Here is a 20664-nt window from a genome sequence, read left to right on the forward strand (position 1 = left end):
TCCTCCGGGCGCTTCCTTCGTTTCCGACTCTATCAGATCTTTCCGATCCGATTTCCTCGGTGCTTTCCGGTCCCGCTTTCTCGACTTTCGTCGTTCTTTCGGGGCCTTCCGGCGCTTTCCGACTTTATCAGATTCATTTCCGTCGACCTAATCGGCGACTTCTTTGATTCGGATAAGGAATCGGGATGGCTCCGACTGGAGCGAGAGAGATTCTATCTCGTCTGCCAGGAGCTTGTCCAGCTCCCCGGGCAACCGTTTGAATCTACCTCCCCACGCCGACCATGTCAATGGTTTTTGTGGGCGAAGAGGAGACTAGCAGGTCAGCGGGGTGCTCCGCACATCAGGCGGCGGTGGGCAGCTCGGCGGTGCGGTCGGATTCCTCGACGTCGCCGGTGTCGCCGGCGCGGGCCGCGCGGCCGCCGAGGATGTAGACGTACGCGAGAAATGCCAGTTCAGCAGCGATTCCGATGCCGACGCGGGCCCAGATGGGCAGGCCGGACGGGGTGACGAAGCCTTCGATCAGGCCGGAGACGAAGAGGACAAAGGCGAGGCCGATGGCCATCCCGATGGCGGCGCGGCCCTGCTGGGCGAGGGCGGCCCGGCGGGTGGTGGGGCCCGGGTCGACGAGGGTCCAGCCGAGGCGGAGGCCGGTGCCGGCGGCGACGAAGACGGCGGTCAGTTCGAGGAGGCCGTGCGGGAGGACCAGGCCGAGGAACACGTCGAGGCGGCCGGCGGAGGCCATCAGTCCGATGCCGACGCCCAGGTTCAGCATGTTGGCGAACAGGATCAGCAGCACCGGGATGCCGAGGAAGGCGCCGAGGACGAGGCAGGTGGCGGCGGCCTGGGCGTTGTTCGTCCAGACCTGGGCGGAGAAGGACGCCGCCGGGTGGCTGGAGTAGTAGGTCTCGTACTGGCCGCCGGGTCGGGTCATCTCGCGCAGTTCGGCGGAGGCGCCGAGGGCGGACTGGACCTCGGGGTGGGTGCCGATCCACCAGCCGATCAGGGCCGCGAGCAGCGTGGAGAGGACGGCGGTCGGGATCCACCAGTGCCGCGAGCGGTACACGGCGGCCGGGAAGCCCGCGGTGAGGAAGGTGGCCGCGTCGCGCCAGGAGGCGCGGCGCGCGCCGGTGACCGTTGCGCGCGCTCGGGCGACGAGCTGGGTGAGCCGGGCCGTGAGCGTCGGGTCGGGGGCGCTCGACTGGATGAGCGAGAGGTGGGTGGCGGTGCGCTGGTAGAGGGCGACGAGTTCGTCGGCCTCGGTGCCGGTGAGCCGGCGGCCGCGGCGCAGCAGGTGGTCGAGGCGGTCCCACTCGGCTCGGTGGGCGGTGACGAAGACGTCGAGGTCCATGATCGGCTGCTGCTCCAGGCACGGGTGCGTACGGGGTCGTCGTACGGGGTCTGAGTACTGCGGCGCGCTGTCGGTCAGCTTGGCAGACTGGCGTTCGGACCGGGTTCGGCCGGGTGAAGTGGCTGACGGAAGAGGGGTGGGCGCCGTGAGCGGGGTGGTGACGGGGGATGCCGTCTATCTGGGGTTGCAGCCCGCACGGCTGCCGAGCCGCGCGCTGGCACTGCTGATCGACCTGATCGTGGTCTGGGTGGCGTACCTGTTGATCAGCGTGGGGCTGGTGTTCGCCACGGCGTCGCTGGACGAGGCGGCGGCGATGGCGCTGTCGGTCGTGTCCTTCCTGCTGGTCCTCGTCGGGGCGCCGATCGCGGTGGAGACGCTGTCGCACGGGCGGTCGCTGGGGAAGCTGGCGTGCGGGCTGCGGGTGGTGCGGGACGACGGGGGGCCGATCCGGTTCCGGCACGCGCTGATGCGCGGGGCGATAGGGGTCGTGGAGATCCTGATGACCTTCGGCGCGGTCGCCTGCGTCGCGTCGCTGGTGTCGGAGCGGGGGCGGCGGCTCGGTGACGTGTTCGCGGGGACGCTCGTGGTCCGGGAGCGGGTGGCGCCGGCGGCGGGCATGGTGGTGCCGCCTCCGCCGCCGTGGCTGGTGGGCCGGTTCGCGGGGCTCGACCTGTCGGCGGTGCCGGATGCGCTGTGGCTGGAGATACGTCAGTACCTGACGCGAATGGGGCAGCTGGACCCGGCGATCGGGCAGCGGCTGGCGGAGCGGCTCGCCGACGAGCTGGTGGCGCGGACGGGCACGCCTCCGCCGCCGGGGGTGCCGGCCGCCGCGTATCTGGCGGGTGTGGTGGGCGAGCGGCAGGCGCGTGAGGCGCGGCGGGTGTTCGCGCCGCCGGCGGGGCGGTCTGCCGGGACGGGGACGGGAGGGTCTTCGGCTCCTGTGCCGCAGGCTCCGGTCTCCCCCACTCCCTTCTCTCCCGCTTCGGTCTCCCCGGCTCCGGTCTCCCCGGCTCCGGTTTCCCCGGCTCCGGTCTCTCCCGCTCCGGTTTCCCCTCCTCAGGTCTCTCCCGCTCCTGCCGCCCAGGATCCTGCCGTGCCCGTGGACGCGCGGACCGAGCCCGTCGCTCCCCGGCCGCCCGCGACCGGGTTCGCGCCGCCCGCCTGAGACGGGGCGGCGGGATCAGAAGACGTTCGGCGGGGTGTCGAGCTCTTCGAGTTCGATGCCGGGGGCCGCGAGGACGACGTCGCCGGCGATGTGGACGGTGTGCCGCTCCCCCGTGTCCAGGGCGCTGACCTGGTACTCGTCCACGATCAGGGGGCCGTTGTCAGTGGCGTGCGCTTCACTGTTCACCAGGGCCCAGGACTGGTCGACCGTCAGGGGGGCGAGGACGGGATCCGTGAAGGCGACGAGCCGGACGCGGGTCTCCGGGGAATCGGGGGTGAGGCGAAGGAGCCGGGAGATCGCGACGAGGAACGCCGGGGACGTGCCGGTGAAGGCGTGGGCGCGCACATTGCCTTCGTCGGCGTGGGTTCCGGTGGGGTCGGTACGGACCCAGGTGACGCCGTCGAGGGCGGCGCCGCGGACTTGCCAGTGCGCGGCGTGGAGTTCGAGGCGGATGGGGCGGCCCAGTTCGTCGATGGCCAGGTCGACGGAGCCGGCGGGCTCGCCGGAGGGGCTGATGATCTGTGAGACGTAGCGCCAGCCGGAGGGTCCGGGCGCGCAGTTGAAGTGCTCTGCACCGAGGGGAGTGTGATCGTGCGGGTCATGGAGCGAATAGCGGCCGCGGGGCATGGGTCCTCGGGTGCTTCCTGGAGCGGTGGTCGCGACCGGTAGACGCGAGCGGTGGTCGCGAGCGGTGGTCGCCAGTGGGAGCTGCGCGTGGCGTTCACCAGCGGTTGATGTGAGCGGTCGTCGTGTTGCGGTTGACGTGAGCGGTCGTCGCCAAGAGACGAGGCAGGCCCCCGGCACGGGGGTGCGGGGGCCTGCCTTTTCCGTCACGGGTTCCTGCGACGGGCGGGTGTCAGCGGGCTTTCACCCGGGGCTGTCACCCGCCGGTCGTGGGATCAGTAGCGGTAGTGGTCCGGCTTGTACGGGCCCTCGACCGGAACGCCGATGTACGAGGCCTGCTCGGGGCGGAGGGTCGTCAGCTTGACGCCGAGGGCGTCGAGGTGGAGGCGGGCGACCTTCTCGTCGAGGTGCTTCGGCAGCGTGTAGACGCCGACCGGGTACTCGGCGGTCTTGGCGAAGAGCTCGATCTGGGCCAGGGTCTGGTCCGCGAAGGAGTTCGACATCACGAAGGACGGGTGGCCGGTCGCGTTGCCCAGGTTCAGCAGGCGGCCCTCGGAGAGGAGGATGACGACCTTGCCGTCGGGGAAGGTCCAGGTGTGGACCTGCGGCTTGACCTCGTCCTTGACGATGCCCGGGATCTGGGCCAGGCCGGCCATGTCGATCTCGTTGTCGAAGTGGCCGATGTTGCCGACGATCGCCTGGTGCTTCATGCGGGCGATGTCGGACGCCATGATGATGTCCTTGTTGCCCGTGGTGGTGATGAAGATGTCGGCGGTCTCGACGACCTCCTCCAGCGTCGTCACCTGGTAGCCGTCCATCGCGGCCTGGAGAGCGCAGATGGGGTCGATCTCGGTGACGATGACGCGGGCGCCCTGGCCGCGGAGGGACTCGGCGCAGCCCTTGCCGACGTCGCCGTAGCCGCAGACGACGGCGGTCTTGCCGCCGATGAGGACGTCGGTGGCGCGGTTGATGCCGTCGATGAGGGAGTGGCGGCAGCCGTACTTGTTGTCGAACTTCGACTTGGTGACGGCGTCGTTCACGTTGATCGCCGGGAAGAGCAGGGAGCCGGCCTGCTGCATCTCGTAGAGGCGGTGGACACCGGTGGTGGTCTCCTCCGTCACGCCGCGGATGTCGGACGCCAGCTGGGTCCACTTCTGCGGGTTCTCGCCGAGGGTGCGGTTGAGGAGACGGAGGATGTAGCCGTACTCCTCGCTGTCCGCGGTGGACGGGTCCGGGGCGGAGCCGGCCTTCTCGAACTCGACGCCCTTGTGGACGAGGAGGGTGGCGTCACCGCCGTCGTCGAGGATCATGTTCGGGCCGCCGGTGGGCGAGTTCGGCCAGGTGAGGGCCTGCTCGGTGCACCACCAGTACTCCTCCAGCGTCTCGCCCTTCCAGGCGAAGACCGGGACGCCCTGCGGGTTGTCCACGGTGCCGTTCGGGCCGACGGCGATGGCCGCGGCGGCGTGGTCCTGGGTGGAGAAGATGTTGCAGGAGGCCCAGCGGACCTCGGCGCCGAGGGCGACCAGGGTCTCGATGAGGACGGCGGTCTGCACGGTCATGTGCAGGGAGCCGGTGATGCGGGCGCCGGCGAGCGGCTGCTGCTCGGCGTACTCGCGGCGGATGGACATCAGGCCGGGCATCTCGTGCTCGGCGAGGGTGATCTCCTTGCGGCCGAACGTGGCCAGGGAGAGGTCGGCGACCTTGAAGTCCTGCGTGGCGGCAGTCGTCATGACTGGAGCTGCTCCTCGTGTTTCGGGTTCGAGGGTCGAGTGGGCGGCCTGGCACCGCGGCTGTGGGGCGACGCGGGCATACGAATGCCCGGGTGCTCCCGCGGTGCAGTCGTCGGAGGCCCTCTCTCCCTCGGCCGGTCCGCGTGCGGACCGCCCGACCGCCATCAGCAGCGACGTCTGGCTGGTCACGAATCTACACCGATCGGCGCAGCGGCCCACAGTCCACCCCGGCCCGCGGACCGGCCACAGAGTGGCCGGATCAGGGCTCGACAAGGGCTTCGCGGACCCTCCCGGGTCCTTGCTCCGGGGCCCGTGGATAGGGTGCGGGCCGGATTCGGACAGGTACGCGCGCGGACGGGTGCGCGTTCGAGCGGTGGCGCGTGCGGACGGGTGCGTGTTCGAGCTGTGGTGCGTGCGGACGCGCGCGTGCGGGCGAGAAGCGTGGGAGGGCTGGGCGATGGGGCCGGGACGAGGGCTGCGGATCGCGGGGTGGGTGCTGGTGCCGCTGGGGGCGGTGCTGATCGTCGGGGGCCTGTGGCTGCGGAGCGCGTACCCCGGGCACACGGTGCCGAGCGACTCGATGCGGCCGACGTACGCGCCCGGTGACCGGCTCTTCGCCGAGCGGATCGAGCCGTCCGAGGTGCGGCGCGGGGACGTCGTCCTCGTCTCCGTGCCCGAGTGGGGCATCACCGAGGGGCTGGCGGTGAAGCGGGTGATCGGGGTCGGCGGCGACCGTGTGACGGCGGACGAGCGGCGGGTGTACGTCAACGGGGAGCCGCTGGCGGAGCCGTACGTCGCGCACGGCGACCCGATCGGCGGCGGGCCGGCCTTCGATGTGGAGGTGCCGAAGGGGCGGGTGTTCCTGCTCGGCGACAACCGGGGCAACTCGCTCGACTCGCGCTTCCACCAGGACACCTCCCCGGGCGGGACGGTTGCCGTCGCGGCCGTGCGGGAGCGGGTCGCGGACAGTCCGCTGGGCGCGCTCGGCGCGCTCGCCGGGGCCTTCGGCGGCGGCGTGGTGCTGGTCGTCGGCGCCGGGCTCGGCATCGGCGGGTGGCTGGCCGGGCGGGCGGCGCGGCGCCGGGTGGCGCCCGCGGCGCCTCCGTATCCGGCTCCTCCGTACCCCGCCCCTCCGCACACGCATCGCTGAGGTTCACGCCGAAGGGCCCCTGACCGGGTAGCCGGTCAGGGGCCCTTCGTCACGCGGTCACACGGTCCAGCGCGTCACACGGTCACACGGGTCAGACGAGTCAGACGAGTCACGCGGTCTTCGCCGCCGCCTTCTCGCTGTAGATGTCCGGCTCCAGGTAGATGACCCGGGCGATCGGGACGGCCTCGCGGATGCGGACCTCGGCCGCGTCGATCGCGCGGGCGACCTCGGCGGCGGTGTCGTCGTGGCGGACGGCGATCTTGGCGGCGACGAGCAGCTCCTCGGGGCCGAGGTGGAGCGTGCGCATGTGGATGAGGCGGGTGACGGTGTCGCCGTCGACGATCGCGTCCTCGATCTTCTTCACCTCTTCGGTGCCCGCGGCCTCGCCGAGCAGCAGCGACTTGGTCTCGGAGGCGAGGACGAGCGCGATGAGGACGAGGAGGACACCGATGCAGACGGTGCCGATGCCGTCCCAGATGCCGTCGCCGGTCAGGACGGCCAGGCCGACGCCGCCGAGGGCGAGGACGAGACCGATGAGGGCGCCGAAGTCCTCCAGGAGGACGACGGGCAGCTCGGGGGCCTTCGCCCGGCGGACGAACTCCTTCCAGGACAGGTCGCCGCGCAGCTCGTTCGACTCCTTGATCGCGGTGCGGAAGGAGAAGCCCTCCGCGATGATCGCGAAGACGAGGACGCCGACCGGCCAGTACCAGGACTCGATCGGGTGCGGGTGCCTGATCTTCTCGTAGCCCTCGTAGATGGCGAACATGCCACCGACGGAGAACAGCACGATGGAGACGAGGAAGGCGTAGATGTAGCGCTCGCGGCCGTAGCCGAAGGGGTGCTGCGGGGTGGCCTCGCGCTGGGCGCGCTTACCGCCGAGGAGGAGCAGGCCCTGGTTGCCGGAGTCGGCCAGCGAGTGGACGGCCTCCGCGAGCATCGAGGACGAACCGCTGAAGAGGAAGGCCACGAACTTGGCCACGGCGATCGCGAGATTGGCGGCGAGTGCCGCCACGATCGCCTTGGTTCCGCCTGACGCGCTCATCGGTCTCCGTCTTCCCTTCGTCGATGCTCCGGCCGTACCGCCTGTACCGCCCGTACCGCCCGTACCGCGCGGGGTGTGACTGCGGTGGTACGGCCGGTCATTGTTGCATCAGGCCACCACAGTGGCACGGAAAACGGTTCCCGCACCGGACAGTTCGGTCATTTCGCCCGCCGGTACGAAGACGGACTCGCCCGGCGCGAGGACCGCGTCGCCCACGGCCGGCCGGCCGGCGGTGGCGAGCAGGACCTGCGGGGTCGGGGCGGTGAGGTCGGTCGGGACGGCGCCCTCGGCCCGTACGTGGCGGGAGAGCCGGAACTCGTCGATCGGCGTGTCGTACAGCTCCTCGCCCGTCACCGACGCCTCCGGGCGCAGCACGCCCGGCTCGCCGGGCTCGAAGCGGACGACCCGCAGCAGTTCGGGCACGTCGACGTGCTTCGGGGTGAGGCCGCAGCGCAGCACGTTGTCGGAGTTGGCCATGATCTCGACGCCGAGGCCGTCGACGTACGCGTGCGGCACGCCCGCGCCGAGGAAGAGCGCCTCGCCCGGCTGGAGCGTGACCGGGTTGAGCAGCATGGCGGCGAGGACGCCGGGGTCGGTCGGGTAGTGGTGGGCGATCCGGGCGTAGATGGTGTGGGCGCCGCCCAGGCGGGCGGCGGCGTGCGCGGCCTCGGCGACGGTGTGGGCGATCTCGGCGGGGTCGGCGGTGAGCAGCGCGGTGAAGACCTCGCGGAGGGCGTCCTCCTCAGGGTGGGCGTGCAGCACGTCGACGTACGGCTTGAGCGCGTCGACGCCGAGCGCGGCCATGGTGTCGGCGGCCTCGACCGGGTCGCGGAAGCCGCACAGGCCGTGGAACTCGGTGAGCGCGCAGATGAGTTCGGGCTTGTGGTTGGCGTCCTTGTAGTTGCGCCGCGGGTCGTCGGCCGGCAGTCCGGCGGCCTCCTCGGCGGCGAACCCGGCGCGCGCCTGGGCGAGATCGGGGTGGACCTGGAGGGAGAGCGGGGCACCGGCGGCGAGGATCTTGAAGAGGAACGGGAGCTGCGGGCCGAACTTCTCGACGGTGGCCGGGCCGAGTTCGCGGACGGGGTCGGCGTCGATGAGCTCGTTGAGCGGACCGCGGTCGGTGCGCGAGGGGGCGCCGGGGTGGGCTCCCATCCACATCTCGGCCTGGGGCTCGCCGGTGGGGGCGGTGCCGAGCAGTTCCGGGATGGCCGTCGTGGAACCCCAGGCGTAGGGGCGGACGGTGTTGACGAGGCGGTCCATGGGGCTTCCAGCTCTTTTCAGTGCGGTGGGTGCGGTGATGGACGTGGGGGCGGTGCGGGCAATGCGGGCAGTGCGGGCGGTGACGAGGGTGAACGGCGTGCGGGCGGTGACGAGGGTGAGCGGCGTCCGGGCGGCGATGAGGGTGAGGAGGGTGAACGGCGTGCGGACGGTATTGAAGGTGAACGGCGTGCGGGCGGCGACGAAGGTGGTCGGCGTGCGGGTCGTCTCGAAGACGATCGGCGTGCGGGCGGTATTGAAGGCGATCGGCGCGGGGGTGGCGTGGCGGTCGGGGTAGGGGTTCGGGGCGTGCGGGGGCCGCGCGCGGCCGTGGTGCGGGGTGGCTTCGCGCGTGGGGGCGTCATGCGGGTGCTCGCGGGCGGCGGGTGCGGTGTGGCTACTCGGCGGGGAGGCCCGAGGAGGCGAGGGACAGGTACACGGCGGCGAAGTCGGTGACGGCGAGCAGCTCGGCCAGGGTCTCCAGCGTGCTGCCCTCCTCCGGCTCCACCTCGCTGATGGCCGTGTCGTGGCCGAGTGCGAGCTCGCGGGCGGCGGGCGCCGCGCTGAGCGCGTTGCCCTCGGCGGGCCGGTCGCGCAGGAGCACCACCCGGGTGTGCAGCGCCTGCGGCTCCTCGACGCGGTCGCGGAAGAAGTCGTCGGGGTCGGCGCCCGCCGCGTAGTCGCCGGTCAGCAGCATGCCGTGGGCGGGCAGCGCCTCCGGCAGCTCGGCGGCGAGCGCGGGCAGTCCGGCCAGCTCGGCGAGGACCGCGGCGAACCGGCGGCCTGCCGGGCCCGCCGAATCGCCCTCGGTCCAGACGAGCGGCAGCGAGTCGGCCAGCTCGGCGGCGAGGGTCTTCGCCGGGTTGCTGTACGTGGCGATGGCCGGGCCGCAGCGCTCCGCCATACGGTCCAGGCGCTGGGCGACCTGCTCCAGCGCCTCCGGCGGGGCTTCGAGGAGGCCGACGCGGTCGAGCAGCGCGAGCAGCGGCGTGAACAGCGCCCACAGCGCGCCCGGGCTCGCGGCGAACGACTCGCCGTACTCGTCGGGTGCCTCGTGCGGGGCCATCGCCATCGGCACGAGCAGGCCGCGCGAGCCGCCCATGGACTCGGCGAGCGGCGAGCCCTTGGGGGCGACGGCGACGACGGTGATGCCACGGTGGTACGCCTGCTCGACGAGGAGGGCGAGGCCCGGCTCGGAGCCGTCGGTCGTCGGTACGAGGAGGAGGTCGACCGAGCCCGCCCAGCCGGGCAGGGCCCAGCGCAGCGCTCCGGCGGCCGCGGCGACGCCCGTCGGCTGCAGGCGGATCACCGGGGCGGCCGCGCCCGCCAGGGCGCCGACCAGATCGGCGACGCCGGCGGCGGCGGTGCCGGGGCCCGCGACCAGGACCGCGCGGGGGCGGCCGTCGGGGCGGAGCTCCGCGATGCCGGCCTCGGCCGCGTGCCGGGCGGCGGTCCGTACCCGCGCGCCCGCCTCGGCGGCGCCGCGGAGCAGGCCGCGGTGGTCGGCGAGGGCGAGGGCTTCCGGTGCGTCGAGGAGGGTCTCGTCGAGCATGTGGCGGGCCTCCGGTCGTCGGTGGCGGGACGCTCGGCCGGGTGGGGCGGGTTCGGTGGCCGGGTTCCGCGTGGTCTGTCCCCCGAGGGCTACCCCCGGGGGCCTGTCCCCAGAGGTCTCCCGTCGGATTCCCCGTCTCGGATTCCCCGTCGCTTCCCCGTCGCCTCCCCGCCGGTTTCCCGTCGTACGGGTCACGTACGGGGACGCATGCGGGTGGCGTACGGGACGCGTACGGGTTACGCGGGGCGGCGGGCCTCGTCGACGAGCAGGACCGGGATGCCGTCGCGGACCGGGTACGCGAGACCGCAGTCGGCGGACGTGCAGACGAGCTCCGGGCTCTCCTCCGCGGAACGGTCGTCCAGCGGGGCGTGGCAGGCCGGGCAGGCCAGGATCTCCAGGAGGCCGGCTTCGAGCGGCATGTGCGGTCCCTTCGGGGGCGGTACGGACGGTCTTCGGGCCAGGTCAGCCTACCGCCGGGCCGCGGGCGGCGCCCTTGATGCGGGGCCGGGCGCCGGGGGTTACGTTGCGCGGCGCGGCCGACCGGGGGGCGGCGCGGGGGGAACGCGGTGGGAAACGCGGGGCGACGGGTTGGACGTGAGGTTCGTGCGGGGCGGGCGGCGGCGGCGGCGGCGGCGGGGCAGGCTGCCCTGGTGAGCGCGGCCCCGTCGAGGGACGCCCACCGGGCGGGCGGCCCTGGTGAGCGCGGCGCGGTCGTGGGCGGCGTAGGTCCAGGGGCGGAACGCGCCACCGCCAGGGCGCCGTTCCGTGTGCCCACCCTCAGACTTCGTCCGGGGGGACCCCCATCGCCCCAGCGGAACGAATGCCCACACGGGGAGGGGCGTCGGGAGGCGGGGCGAACGCCCCACGCTGGCGGGGCAGCGCGACCCGCCCCCCTCCACGACCCGGGGCAGCGCGCGAGCCGCTGCCCCGCGTCGTGCGGCTCAGCCGCGGATCAGGGCCAGCGCCTCGTCGCGGACCTTCTCCATCGTCAGCTCGTCGCGCGCCTCCACGTTCAGGCGCAGCAGCGGCTCGGTGTTCGAGGCGCGGAGGTTGAACCACCAGTCGGCGGCGGTGACCGTGAGGCCGTCGAGTTCGTCGAGGGTGACGCCGTCGCGGGAGGCGAAGGCGGTGCGCACGGCGGTGAGGCTGGCGGACTGGTCGGCGACGGTGGAGTTGATCTCGCCGGAGGCGGCGTAGCGGTCGTAGGAGGAGACCAGGGCGGAGAGCGGGCCGTCCTGGCCGCCGAGGGCCGCGAGGACGTGGAGCGCGGCGAGCATGCCGGTGTCCGCGTTCCAGAAGTCCTTGAAGTAGTAGTGCGCGGAGTGCTCGCCGCCGAAGATGGCGCCGGTCCTGGCCATCTCCTCCTTGATGAAGGAGTGGCCGACGCGCGTGCGGACCGGCGTGCCGCCGTGCTCGCGGACGACCTCCGGGACGGACCAGGAGGTGATCAGGTTGTGGATGATCGTGCCGCTGCCGCCGTGCTTGGCGAGCTCGCGGGCCGCGACGAGCGCGGTGATCGCGGACGGCGAGACCGGGTCGCCGTTCTCGTCGACGACGAAGCAGCGGTCGGCGTCGCCGTCGAAGGCGAGGCCGAGGTCGGCGCCCTCGGCGCGGACGCGGGCCTGCAGGTCGACGATGTTCTTCGGGTCGAGCGGGTTGGCCTCGTGGTTCGGGAAGGTGCCGTCGAGCTCGAAGTACATCGGTACGACGTCGAGCGGCAGGCCCGCGAAGACGGTGGGCACGGTGTGGCCGCCCATGCCGTTGCCGGCGTCGACGACGACCTTGAGCGGGCGGATGGCGGCGAGGTCCACGAGGGAGAGCAGGTGGGCCGCGTAGTCCTTGAGCGTGTCGCGCTCGCCGACCGTGCCGGGCTTGTCGGCCGGCTCGGGCGCGCCCTGCTCCATCCACCGCTCGGTGAGCGCGCGGATGTCGGAAAGGCCGGTGTCCTGGCCGACCGGGGCGGCGCCGGCGCGGCACATCTTGATGCCGTTGTACTGGGCCGGGTTGTGCGAGGCGGTGAACATCGCGCCCGGCAGTCCGAGCAGGCCGGAGGCGAAGTACAGCTGGTCGGTGGAGCAGAGCCCGATCATGGTGACGTCGGCGCCGAGGCGGGCCGCGCCGCGCGCGAAGGCGGCGGCGAGAGCGGGCGAGGAGGGGCGCATGTCGTGGCCGATGACGACGGCATCGGCGTCGACGACCCGGACGAACGCGGCGCCGAAGAGCTCGGCGAGCGACTCGTCCCACTGATCCGGCACCACCCCGCGGACGTCGTACGCCTTCACGATCTGCGACAGATCAGCAGCCACGGATCAATCCTCCTGAGGTCTCGGCTCGCGAAAATCGCGGTGCCCAAACTACCCGGAAGGGGGCCTTGATCAGTTTTCGGGGGAACGGAGCACGCGGAGGTGTCCCCGGCGGCCGACCTCCATGGGGTCGCCGCCGCGGCCGCCCGGGCCGCCCTTGCCGCCCGCCTCGGCGGCGCGTTCCTGGGGGCGGGCCGCCTCCCGTACCGCGTTGGCGAGGGCTTCGAGGTCGTCGCCGCTGGGGCGGGTGGGGGCGGTGCCGTCGGTGAGTCGCACGACCTCCCAGCCGCGCGGGGCGGTCAGGCGCTCGCTGTGCTCGGCGCACAGGTCGTAGCAGTGGGGCTCGGCGTAGGTGGCGAGCGGGCCGAGGACCGCAGTCGAGTCGGCATAGACGTACGTCAGTGTCGCGACGGCAGGGCGGCCGCACGCGGTGCGCGAACAGCGACGTACAGGGCTCACGACGTTGGACGGTACCGCACTCTTGAGCGGGCCGCGACGACTCTCCCCCAGGTCACTCCACCGTGTCGCGGTGTGACGTCCGCCACGGGGCCGTCCCGGAGGGCCGTTCCGACCTGCGCAGGCGCTGGGATACGGGGGCCGGGGCGGGGCGGGATCCGGACAGCCGGGAGGAGAAATCCGGTCAGGGACGGCCAGATGGCCGATCCGGCAAGGCCGTCAAGAGGCCGGAAAATCGTGCCGCCGTCCGGCCGGAACGGTCGCCTTCCGACAGCTTCCGACAGCGGTGACGGGCGCCCGCCACCGTTACGGCCGCATCGCACCGGTCCCGGACCACCGGAGAGAGTTACGCTGCGTCAGTGACGGACACCACCGAGAGCAAGGACAACACCGCTCCCGTACCGCGCGTGCGGCGCCGTGACCGGCACGGCCGGGGCATGCGGGGGCCGGTCGCCCCGCCGCAGGTCCCGCTGTCCGCGAGCCGGGCGGACACCTTCCGCGATCTGGTCCTGGACTCGGTGGAGCGGCTCGAACGGCGCTGGCCGCAGCTCGCGGACGTGGAGTTCCTGGTGATGGAGGTCCCGCCGTCGGTGCCGGGCGAGCCGGTCGTGCCCCTGGGCGGCTCGACGCCGGCGGAGAAGAACGAGCCGGCCCGCGTGGTCGTCTACCGCAGGCCGGTGGAGATCCGCTCGAAGAGCCGCGACGAGCGGGCCCTGCTCGTCCACGAGGTCGTCGTCGAGCAGGTCGCGGATCTGCTCGGCCTCTCGCCGGAGTCGGTCGACCCGAGGTACGGGCAGGACTGACCCCGACGGGGCTGCCCCGGCAGGGCCGACCCCGGGAGAACCGACCCCGGGAGAACCGACCCCGGCGAAACCGACCCCGGCAGGACCGACCGGGCGGGGGACCGACCCCCGTCACCCCCGCGGGAGCCCGTAGGGCCCCGGGCGCTCCCGCGGTACGGCAGGACCGGGCCGCGGCCGCTCCCGTACGGGCCCCTCGGCCGTACCCTCAGTCGCCCAGCACCGTCAGGTCCTGCCGCGCGCGCGGCACCTGGACCGTGGCCCGGTCGTCGTTGAGCGGCTGGACGGTGAACATCGGGATGCCGTCCTGCGGCAGCGCCAGCGTGCGCGAGGCGTGCACCGGGCCGCCGGAGAGGTGTTCGACGGTGATCGCGTAGGAGCCCTTGAGGCCGTCGGGGACGGGCGCGTCCATGGAGACCGTGGTGCCCGCCTTCACCGTGACCGTCTTGGTGACCGGCGTGCCGCCGCCGGAGCCGGCCGAGGCGGTGATCCTGACCTCGGCGCTCGCGGCGGGCGCGGTCAGGGCGAGCGTGGCGCCCTTGGCACGGTTGTCGGCGACGGTCGCGCGGCCCGCGACGGCACCGGTGGCCGGGATGAAGGCGACCTCCTGCTGCTCGCCCTTGCCGCGCACGACCCGGACGGCGGCCACGATCGGCGTGGCCTTCTTCGGGTCGGTCGGGGTGAGCAGCAGCGAGCCGGGCTCGCCGCGCGTGAGGTCGGGCAGGTCGAGGGCGGCGGTCATGCCGGACTTGACGTGCAGGGTGCCCGCGCCGGCCGGGACGATCGTGCCGGTCGGGGTGACCAGCTGGACCTTCAGGTCGGCGTCGTCGTCGCCCGGCGCGTATGCCACCAGCCGGACCGAGGTCGCGTCGCCGGGGATGCCGGGCAGCACGGCGGTGCCGGCCGGGTCGGCGGAGGCCGGGATCCAGTCGCTGCCGGCCTTCTCGTCGGCGCTGCCGACGACGGCGCCGACGCGGCCGCTGCGGGTGGTGACGTGGACGGTGACGTCCTGCTGGGCCGCGTCGGTGGTGAGGGTGGGCAGCAGCACGGGGACGCTGGCGTGCGCGGGGACCGGGATGCCCTCGGTGACCTGGGACTTGAGCCGGCCCTCGGGGCCGTACAGCTCGATGTCGGCGACGGCGGCGGTGTCGTCGGGGTTGGTGAGGTGGACGTAGTCCTGGCGGGTCTTGGCCGTGGACGCGGCCGGGAACCAGAAGTCGGTGTCCGGCGGCGTGCAGCTGACGCCGAGCAGGCCGCGGGCGCCGCCGGCCGTGACGACGGTGGTCTGCTGGACCGTCCAGCCGGGCGCGAGGGCGCCGCTCGCCGTCCCGACGAGCGCGGGCACGTCGGGGCCGTCGGCCTCGGCGGTGACGGGGGTGCCGGGCGTGGTGACGGTCGCCGGGGCCTTGGGGGCCTTCGGCTTCTTCGACTTGTCGCCGGAGGAGGCGTCCTCGCCGGGGAGCACGGCGGCGGAGGCGGGCGTCAGCGCGGCCTTGGCCGCCTTCTGCCCGCCCTGCGGCTGTCCCCCGGTCTTGGACGCCGCGGGCGTGAACGACGTGTACGCCGTCTCCGCCACCTCCGAGGTGCTCGGCACCGGGCAGAGCAGGCCGGCGCGCTCGACGGGCAGCAGCGTCGGCTGCGCGGCGGCGGCCGGCGCGGTGCCGTCGGGGGCGGTCAGGGCGGCCACGCCGGTGACGGCCGCCAGGGTGGTGGCGACCGCGATCAGGGAGAGGGTGGTGCGCTTCACTGGTTGCTGCTCCCGTCGGGACGCTGCCCGTACCCGTACGGGTCATAGGGGTCGTACGGCTGTTGCTGCTGGTCGTAGCCGTTCGGCTGCTGCTCCTGCTGGTGCTGCTGGTGCTCCTGCGGGTGCTGCTGGTGCTGCCCGTACGGGTCGTACTGCGGCTGCGCGTACTGCTGCGGGTCGTACTGCGGCTGCCCGTAGGGGTCGTACGCGTACTGCTGGTCCTGCGGGTACTGCTCCTGGTAGTAGCCCTGCTGCGGCGCGGCGGCGTAGGAGCCGTCCCACTCCGGCTGCTCCTCGGGCACGGGCACGGGCACGTGTACGGGCACGGGCTCCGCGGCCGGCTCCGGCTCGGGTACGGGTACGGGGACCTGGGCCGCGGCCTCCGCGGCGGCCTCGGCCTCCGCCGCGGCGCGCAGCCGGCGGGCGCGGCGGCCGTCGCCCTCGGCGGCCTGGGCGGGGATGACGAGTTCCTCGTCGGGCAGGTCGTCGTCGATGTCGCGGCGGCGGCCGGGCAGGGCGAGGACGAGCAGGACGAGGGCGAGGCCGGCCTGGGTCCAGATCCACGCGGTGTGGGTGATCGGGTCCTCGAAGGTGAGGTCGAGGCGGCCGCCCTCGGCGGGCAGTTCGAAGCCCTGGGCCCAGCCGTCGACGGTGACCGGCTTGAGGGCCTTGCCGTCGAGGGTGGCGGTCCAGCCGCTGTCGGCGCGGTCGGCGACGCGCAGGACGCGTCCGGCGGGGCCGGCCGGGAGCTTGGTGTGGGCCTCGACGGGACCGGCGGCCACGGCGACGGGCTGGGCGGCGCCCTCCGCGGCCCCGCTCGCACCACTCTCGCCGCTCGCACCGCTCGCACCGTTCGAACCGGGCACGATCATGACGCGGGCGACCTCGCGGTCGACGCGCCACAGCGCGCTGCCGTCGAGCTGGCTGAGCCGGGTGAGGCCCGGGGTGGCGTCGAGGACGCGGCTCATCGCGCGCGGTGCCCCGTCCCGTACCAGCACGTAGCGGATCGCGAAGCCGCTCAGCTCCTCGGTCTGGTCGGCGCCGGAGCCGGCCACGAGGTGGGCGACGACCTGGTCGAGGCGCGGGTCGCTGCCGCCGGTGCCGGCGAGCTCGGCGTCGCCGAGGCGGCCGCCGGAGCCGCGGACCAGGGTGTAGGCGACCTCACCGGCCGAGCCGCCGCCGAGGACGAGGGTGCGGGCCTGGTCGCGGGTGCCGCTCTCCTCGGCGACGAACGCCGGCACCTGCACCGGGTCGCGGCGGGTGAGCGGGCCGTCGGCGCCGCCGATCATCCAGCCGGCGGCGGCCACGACCGGGCCGAGGGCGCAGGCGAGGGCGACGAGCGCGGCGACGGGCTGGCGCCAGCCGAAGCCGTGGGCGGCGACGCGGCTGCGGCCGCCCTCGGCGCCGATCGTGCCGGCGGCGAGCAGCGCCGCGCCGTAGACGAGGGTGGCGGGTCCGGCCCAGCCGGTGCCGCCGTCGCCGGCGCCGTTGGTGAGGACGGCGAAGAGCAGTCCGGCGAGCGCGGCGGCCCAGGCGGCGCGCACGGCGAGCACCCGCTCGGCGCGCAGCAGCGCGCCGAGCGCGGCGAGCACGAGGCCGATCAGGACGAGGCCGCCGGTGGTGCCGGGGCCGCCGGGGCTGGCGCCGAGCAGGTCGAGCGCGCCGGCGCTGCCGGTGCGGATGTCGAGGCCGGCCTCGCGCAGGAAGGCGGTGGGGCTGGTCAGCAGGGAGAGCGACCAGGGGGCCAGGACGAGGATCGGGGTGCCGACGGTGGCGAGGAAGCGCAGCGCGTAGGCGGTGATGTCGCCGCGGCGCAGTGCGAGCACGCCGAGGCCGAGGACGACGGCGAGCGGCCAGACGACCGGCGTGAACGCCGTCGCGAAGGTGAGGAGGAAGGTGTACGCCCAGGTGGCGCGCCAGCTGCCGCGCTCGCCCGCGGAGCGGTTCAGCCCGTAGGAGGAGACGGCGGCGCGGGCGATCAGCGGGAGCAGGATCGCGAGGACGGCGGTGCCGAGCCGGCCGGTGGCGAGGGCGCCGGTGGCGGCGGGCAGGAAGGCGTAGGCCACGGCGGCCCAGGCGCGCAGCAGCTTGGACTCGACGATGCCGCGGGAGGCGAAGTAGGCGGTGAAGCCGGCGAGCGGGACCGAGCAGACGAGCAGCAGGGTCAGCGCGAAGGACGTCGAGCCGAGGAACAGCGCGGAGAGCGCGGCCAGGACGGCGAGGTAGGGCGGGGCGGTCTGGGTGCCGCCGGTGCCGATGGCGTGCCAGCCGTCGGCGTAGCGCGACCAGAGCTCCGAGACGGTGTCGGGCGCGGGCAGCAGGGCGCCGCCGGCGAGGGAGCCGCCGCCGAAGAGGTTGCGGCAGGCGACGACGGAGACGAGGAGCAGGAGCGCGAAGAGGACGGGCCCGGGCTTGCGGGCGATCTTCTTCAGGCGGGCGAACTGCTCGATCTCCAGGAAGTCGGCGTCGTCGCCGCCGGGTCCGGACTCGGCGGAGCCGTGGCGTGAGCCGCCGGAGTCGGCGTCGGAGCCGCCGAAGTGGGAGGCGAACTGTTCGGCGGTGGCGCGGACGGTGGCGCCGGGCGGCGGGAACAGCGGGCGGAGCTCGCTCGCGGGGACGGCCGGGTTCTTGCGGCGGCGGCGCGCGGCGAGGATCTTCTCGGGGCGCAGCAGCGTGGCGAGCAGGCCCATGACCTCGTCGACGGCCTGGCCGGGGGCCTTGCCGACGAGATAGCCGAGGGTGCGCAGGACGGTGCCGACGACGAGCCGGAGGAAGACGTACGGGAGGGTCGCGCCGCGGCTGTTGGCGAGCAGCGTGTAGACGGCGCCGGCCTTGTCGACGCGGTGCGGGTTGGCGGCCGAGCGGCCGGCGCAGTCGACGGTGCGGCGCTCGCGGGCGGACGCCTCGGCGTGGCGGAGCACGGCGTCGGGGGCGACGAGGACGCGGTGGCCGGCGGCGTGGGCGCGCCAGCACAGGTCGACGTCGTCGCGCATGAGGGGCAGCCGGCGGTCGAAGCCGCCGAGCTCCTCGAAGACGTCGCGGCGGATCAGCATGCCCGCGCTGGAGACGGAGAGGACCGAGCGGATCTGGTCGTGCTGGCCCTGGTCCTGCTCGCGGCGGTCGAGTCCGGTCCAGCGGCGGCCGCTGCGGGCGATGGAGACGCCGGCTTCGAGCAGCTGCTTGCGGTCGTACCAGCCGCGCAGCTTGGGGCCGATGACGGCCGCGTACTCGTCGCTGTCGGCGACGCGCAGGAGTTCGCCGAGCGCGCCGGGTTCGGGGGCGCAGTCGTCGTGCAGCAGCCAGAGCCACTGGACGGGCTCGCCGTGCGGGAGTTCGGGCAGGTCGTAGTTCTCGTCCTGCCAGGTCCGGGTGACGGGGTCCCAACTGCTGGGCCGCTTCAGGTAGGTGAGTTCCTCCGGCCCGAGGACGGGCGCGGTGCGCGCGGCCTCCTCGACGGCGGCGCCGAATCCGGTGCGGCGGGCGAGGTGGAGGACGCGGTCGTCGCCGAGCGCTTCGCCGAGCAGCCGGGCGGAGTCGTCGGCGCTGCCGGTGTCGGCGGCGACGGCGTTCTGCACGGGGCGCTCCTGGGCGAGGAGCCCGGCGAGGGCGTCCGGCAGCCAGCGGGCGCCGTCGTGGGCGACGAGCACGGCGGTGACGACGTGTCGCGGGAACTCAGGAGTTGAGGACATCGAGCTACGGGCCCTCCGGCCGGGGGTCGCCCACGAGGGGCGGGTGCGTGGGTGCTTGCGTCTCGGACGGAGGCCCACACTAACGGCTGGCACGAGAACGGTCCGCCGCCTGTGGATGGAGCACAGGTCGCGGACCGTTGGATGTGTGCGTCGTGCGTATGTGCCGCCGTACGCGCGCGTGGCGGGTGGCCGGATTCGGATGGTGGCCGGGAGAGCGGCCGCCGGAGCGGTTCAGACCGCGGCCTTCTTGAGCCGACGGCGCTCGCGCTCGGACAGGCCGCCCCAGATGCCGAAGCGCTCGTCGTTCTGCAGCGCGTATTCGAGGCACTCGGAGCGGACCTCGCAGGCCAGGCAGACCTTCTTGGCCTCCCGGGTCGAGCCGCCCTTCTCGGGGAAGAAGGACTCGGGATCGGTCTGGGCGCACAGTGCGCGCTCCTGCCAGCCGAGTTCCTCGCCCGCGTCCTCGACCAGCAGTTCCTGGAACGTCTCGGTCATGTGCGCCCCTCGTCGGTCTGTGCGTCCCCGTGCTGTGGCCGGCATCGATCCCGGATCGATCCGGCCGAACGACACGAGTGAAATTACAAGTTCGTGCTCTGTGCGAGTCAAGCCGAGATCTGCTATTGGGCCCCGTATTCACTCTGCGGAACCAAGCGTATACGGAAAGTGTTCAAATCAGCAAAAAACGTGACACATGCCGCCGGCACGACGTCTCCGTCACGCCCCATGAAGAAGGACGACAGAGACGTGGATCTTGTTGCGATCCGGCCACGGAAGCGATCCGGATCACAGTCTGATCACAGGATCTCCACCGTGTTTACGGCGACGGATGTTGCGCCATGTCTCCTGGTCACGCACTGCACAAACCTTTCTCCGGGCACAGTAACCGGATGAGGTGAAACATAGCCCCCAAATCGGTCATTGAGTTGACAGTCGGGTGTCCCTCCGGCCACTTTGGTGGCATGCCAGCGAACGCAGCGCCCTCCGCGACCCACGCCCGTGGGTTCCGCCGCGCTGTCCAGACGCGTTCCTGTCGCTGCTGCTGTCCCAGCTGTTGATGCGCGCCCGTTTCCTCGCGTAGCGCTCCGGCTCTCTCCCGCGGCCGTCCCGCCGCCTCTGCCGTACCCCTGGCTCAGCCCCTGGCTCCATCCCTGGCTCCGCCCCTCGCTCCACCCTTAGCTCTGCGACACCCCGCACTTCTGCCGAGGAACCACCGCATCCCATGAACATGGACAGCGACCTTCAGATCGCCGGCGACATCCTTGAGGTCCCGCACCTCCTCCAGCCCCAGCGCGAGCACCCGGCCACCGTGGCCGAGTTCGCCGGGCTCGCCCGCGAGATCGCCGGCGACCGGGCCCTGTGGGCCCCCTACGTCGAGTACGACGCCACCACCCGCTGGTACCACCGGCTGCGCACCGGCCCCGGATACGAGGTCTGGCTGCTCTCCTGGCTGCCCGGCCAGGACAGCGGCCGCCACGACCACGGCCCGTCCTCCGGCGTCCTCACGCTGCTGTCCGGCGAGCTGACGGAGCGTACGGAGCGGGGCGCGCGGAAGCTCGCGGCCGGCGCGCAGCGCGTGTTCGCGCCCGGGTACGTGCACGAGATCGTCAACGAGTCCCTCGAACCCGCCGTGAGCCTGCACGTCTACTACCCGGGCCTCACCGAGATGCCGATGCGCGAGTCGACGCACGAGTCGACGCACGAGTCGCCGACCTCGCGGTGCGGCTCCGCCCCCGCGGCCTCCGGGGCCGTGACCGCCTGAGGAGCCCGCCCGCCGCCGGCCACCACCCCTCGGACGATCAGC

17 protein-coding genes are annotated in these 20664 nt (G+C 73.4%); 5 read left to right on the forward strand and 12 right to left on the reverse strand.

Features of this window, described 5'->3' with window-relative positions; all coding sequences use genetic code 11:
- Positions 1-340 precede the first annotated feature (340 nt).
- Positions 341-1348, reverse strand: coding sequence for a stage II sporulation protein M (locus ACFYU9_RS33375; RefSeq protein WP_389347285.1), 1008 nt, complete (start codon positions 1346-1348; stop codon positions 341-343).
- Between the two features lie 145 nt (positions 1349-1493).
- Here ACFYU9_RS33375 and ACFYU9_RS33380 point away from each other — a divergent pair, with 145 nt between their 5' ends.
- Positions 1494-2513 (forward strand): RDD family protein, encoded by a 1020-nt coding sequence (locus ACFYU9_RS33380; RefSeq protein ID WP_389347288.1) that lies wholly within the window; start codon positions 1494-1496, stop codon positions 2511-2513.
- Positions 2514-2528: 15 nt separating this feature from the next.
- Here the strand turns inward: ACFYU9_RS33380 and ACFYU9_RS33385 are convergent, their stop codons facing one another.
- The gene (locus tag ACFYU9_RS33385; protein ID WP_389347290.1) at positions 2529-3140 is read right to left on the reverse strand and encodes a hypothetical protein; all 612 of its coding nucleotides are present in this window, start codon (positions 3138-3140) and stop codon (positions 2529-2531) included.
- 272 nt (positions 3141-3412) lie between these two features.
- On the reverse strand, positions 3413-4867 hold the full coding sequence (gene ahcY / locus ACFYU9_RS33390) for an adenosylhomocysteinase (protein ID WP_389216012.1): 1455 nt from the start codon (positions 4865-4867) through the stop codon (positions 3413-3415).
- 457 nt (positions 4868-5324) lie between these two features.
- On the opposite strand from ahcY, the gene lepB reads away from it, so the two are divergent.
- Positions 5325-6017 (forward strand): signal peptidase I, encoded by a 693-nt coding sequence (lepB, locus tag ACFYU9_RS33395; RefSeq protein ID WP_389347292.1) that lies wholly within the window; start codon positions 5325-5327, stop codon positions 6015-6017.
- 109 nt (positions 6018-6126) lie between these two features.
- On the opposite strand, the gene ACFYU9_RS33400 is transcribed toward lepB, so the two are convergent.
- Positions 6127-7059, reverse strand: a complete 933-nt coding sequence (locus ACFYU9_RS33400; protein ID WP_389216007.1) for a cation diffusion facilitator family transporter — start codon at positions 7057-7059, stop codon at positions 6127-6129.
- Positions 7060-7167: 108 nt separating this feature from the next.
- Positions 7168-8319, reverse strand: a complete 1152-nt coding sequence (gene manA, locus ACFYU9_RS33405; protein ID WP_389216004.1) for a mannose-6-phosphate isomerase, class I — start codon at positions 8317-8319, stop codon at positions 7168-7170.
- On the opposite strand from manA, the gene ACFYU9_RS33410 reads away from it, so the two are divergent.
- Positions 8318-8614: a hypothetical protein gene (locus ACFYU9_RS33410; protein WP_389347295.1), complete on the forward strand. Its 297-nt coding sequence runs from the start codon at positions 8318-8320 to the stop codon at positions 8612-8614. The genes manA and ACFYU9_RS33410 overlap by 2 nt on opposite strands.
- Before the next feature lie 99 nt (positions 8615-8713).
- Here ACFYU9_RS33410 and ACFYU9_RS33415 read toward each other — a convergent pair whose 3' ends face one another.
- The 4 genes from ACFYU9_RS33415 to ACFYU9_RS33430 form a co-directional block, all read right to left on the reverse strand.
- The gene (locus ACFYU9_RS33415; protein ID WP_389215998.1) at positions 8714-9868 is read right to left on the reverse strand and encodes an SIS domain-containing protein; all 1155 of its coding nucleotides are present in this window, start codon (positions 9866-9868) and stop codon (positions 8714-8716) included.
- A gap of 236 nt (positions 9869-10104) precedes the next feature.
- Positions 10105-10287 carry a Trm112 family protein gene (locus tag ACFYU9_RS33420; protein ID WP_389215996.1) on the reverse strand — a complete coding sequence of 61 codons (183 nt, stop codon included), beginning with the start codon at positions 10285-10287 and terminating at the stop codon, positions 10105-10107.
- 522 nt (positions 10288-10809) lie between these two features.
- Positions 10810-12174 (reverse strand): phosphomannomutase/phosphoglucomutase, encoded by a 1365-nt coding sequence (locus ACFYU9_RS33425; RefSeq protein ID WP_389215993.1) that lies wholly within the window; start codon positions 12172-12174, stop codon positions 10810-10812.
- Positions 12175-12243: 69 nt separating this feature from the next.
- Positions 12244-12681 (reverse strand): DUF3499 domain-containing protein, encoded by a 438-nt coding sequence (locus ACFYU9_RS33430; protein WP_389216072.1) that lies wholly within the window; start codon positions 12679-12681, stop codon positions 12244-12246.
- 305 nt (positions 12682-12986) lie between these two features.
- On the opposite strand from ACFYU9_RS33430, the gene ACFYU9_RS33435 reads away from it, so the two are divergent.
- A complete protein-coding gene (locus ACFYU9_RS33435; RefSeq protein WP_389215991.1) occupies positions 12987-13430 on the forward strand; it encodes a metallopeptidase family protein in 444 nt (147 codons plus the stop codon).
- A gap of 205 nt (positions 13431-13635) precedes the next feature.
- On the opposite strand, the gene ACFYU9_RS33440 is transcribed toward ACFYU9_RS33435, so the two are convergent.
- From ACFYU9_RS33440 to ACFYU9_RS33450, 3 genes are all read right to left on the reverse strand, one after another.
- The gene (locus ACFYU9_RS33440) at positions 13636-15174 is read right to left on the reverse strand and encodes a DUF5719 family protein (protein ID WP_389215988.1); all 1539 of its coding nucleotides are present in this window, start codon (positions 15172-15174) and stop codon (positions 13636-13638) included.
- Positions 15171-18863: a glycosyltransferase gene (locus ACFYU9_RS33445; protein ID WP_389347298.1), complete on the reverse strand. Its 3693-nt coding sequence runs from the start codon at positions 18861-18863 to the stop codon at positions 15171-15173. Before ACFYU9_RS33445 ends, ACFYU9_RS33440 begins: the two co-directional genes overlap by 4 nt.
- A gap of 231 nt (positions 18864-19094) precedes the next feature.
- A complete protein-coding gene (locus tag ACFYU9_RS33450) occupies positions 19095-19358 on the reverse strand; it encodes a WhiB family transcriptional regulator (protein ID WP_389215982.1) in 264 nt (87 codons plus the stop codon).
- A 724-nt stretch (positions 19359-20082) separates the two neighbouring features.
- Between ACFYU9_RS33450 and ACFYU9_RS33455 the strand changes: the two genes are divergently transcribed.
- On the forward strand, positions 20083-20622 hold the full coding sequence (locus tag ACFYU9_RS33455; RefSeq protein WP_389347300.1) for a cysteine dioxygenase: 540 nt from the start codon (positions 20083-20085) through the stop codon (positions 20620-20622).
- The last annotated feature ends 42 nt before the right edge of the window (positions 20623-20664 follow it).

Origin of the sequence: Streptomyces sp. NPDC004327 (genome assembly GCF_042873935.1) — a bacterium.
Classification (GTDB): domain Bacteria; phylum Actinomycetota; class Actinomycetes; order Streptomycetales; family Streptomycetaceae; genus Streptomyces.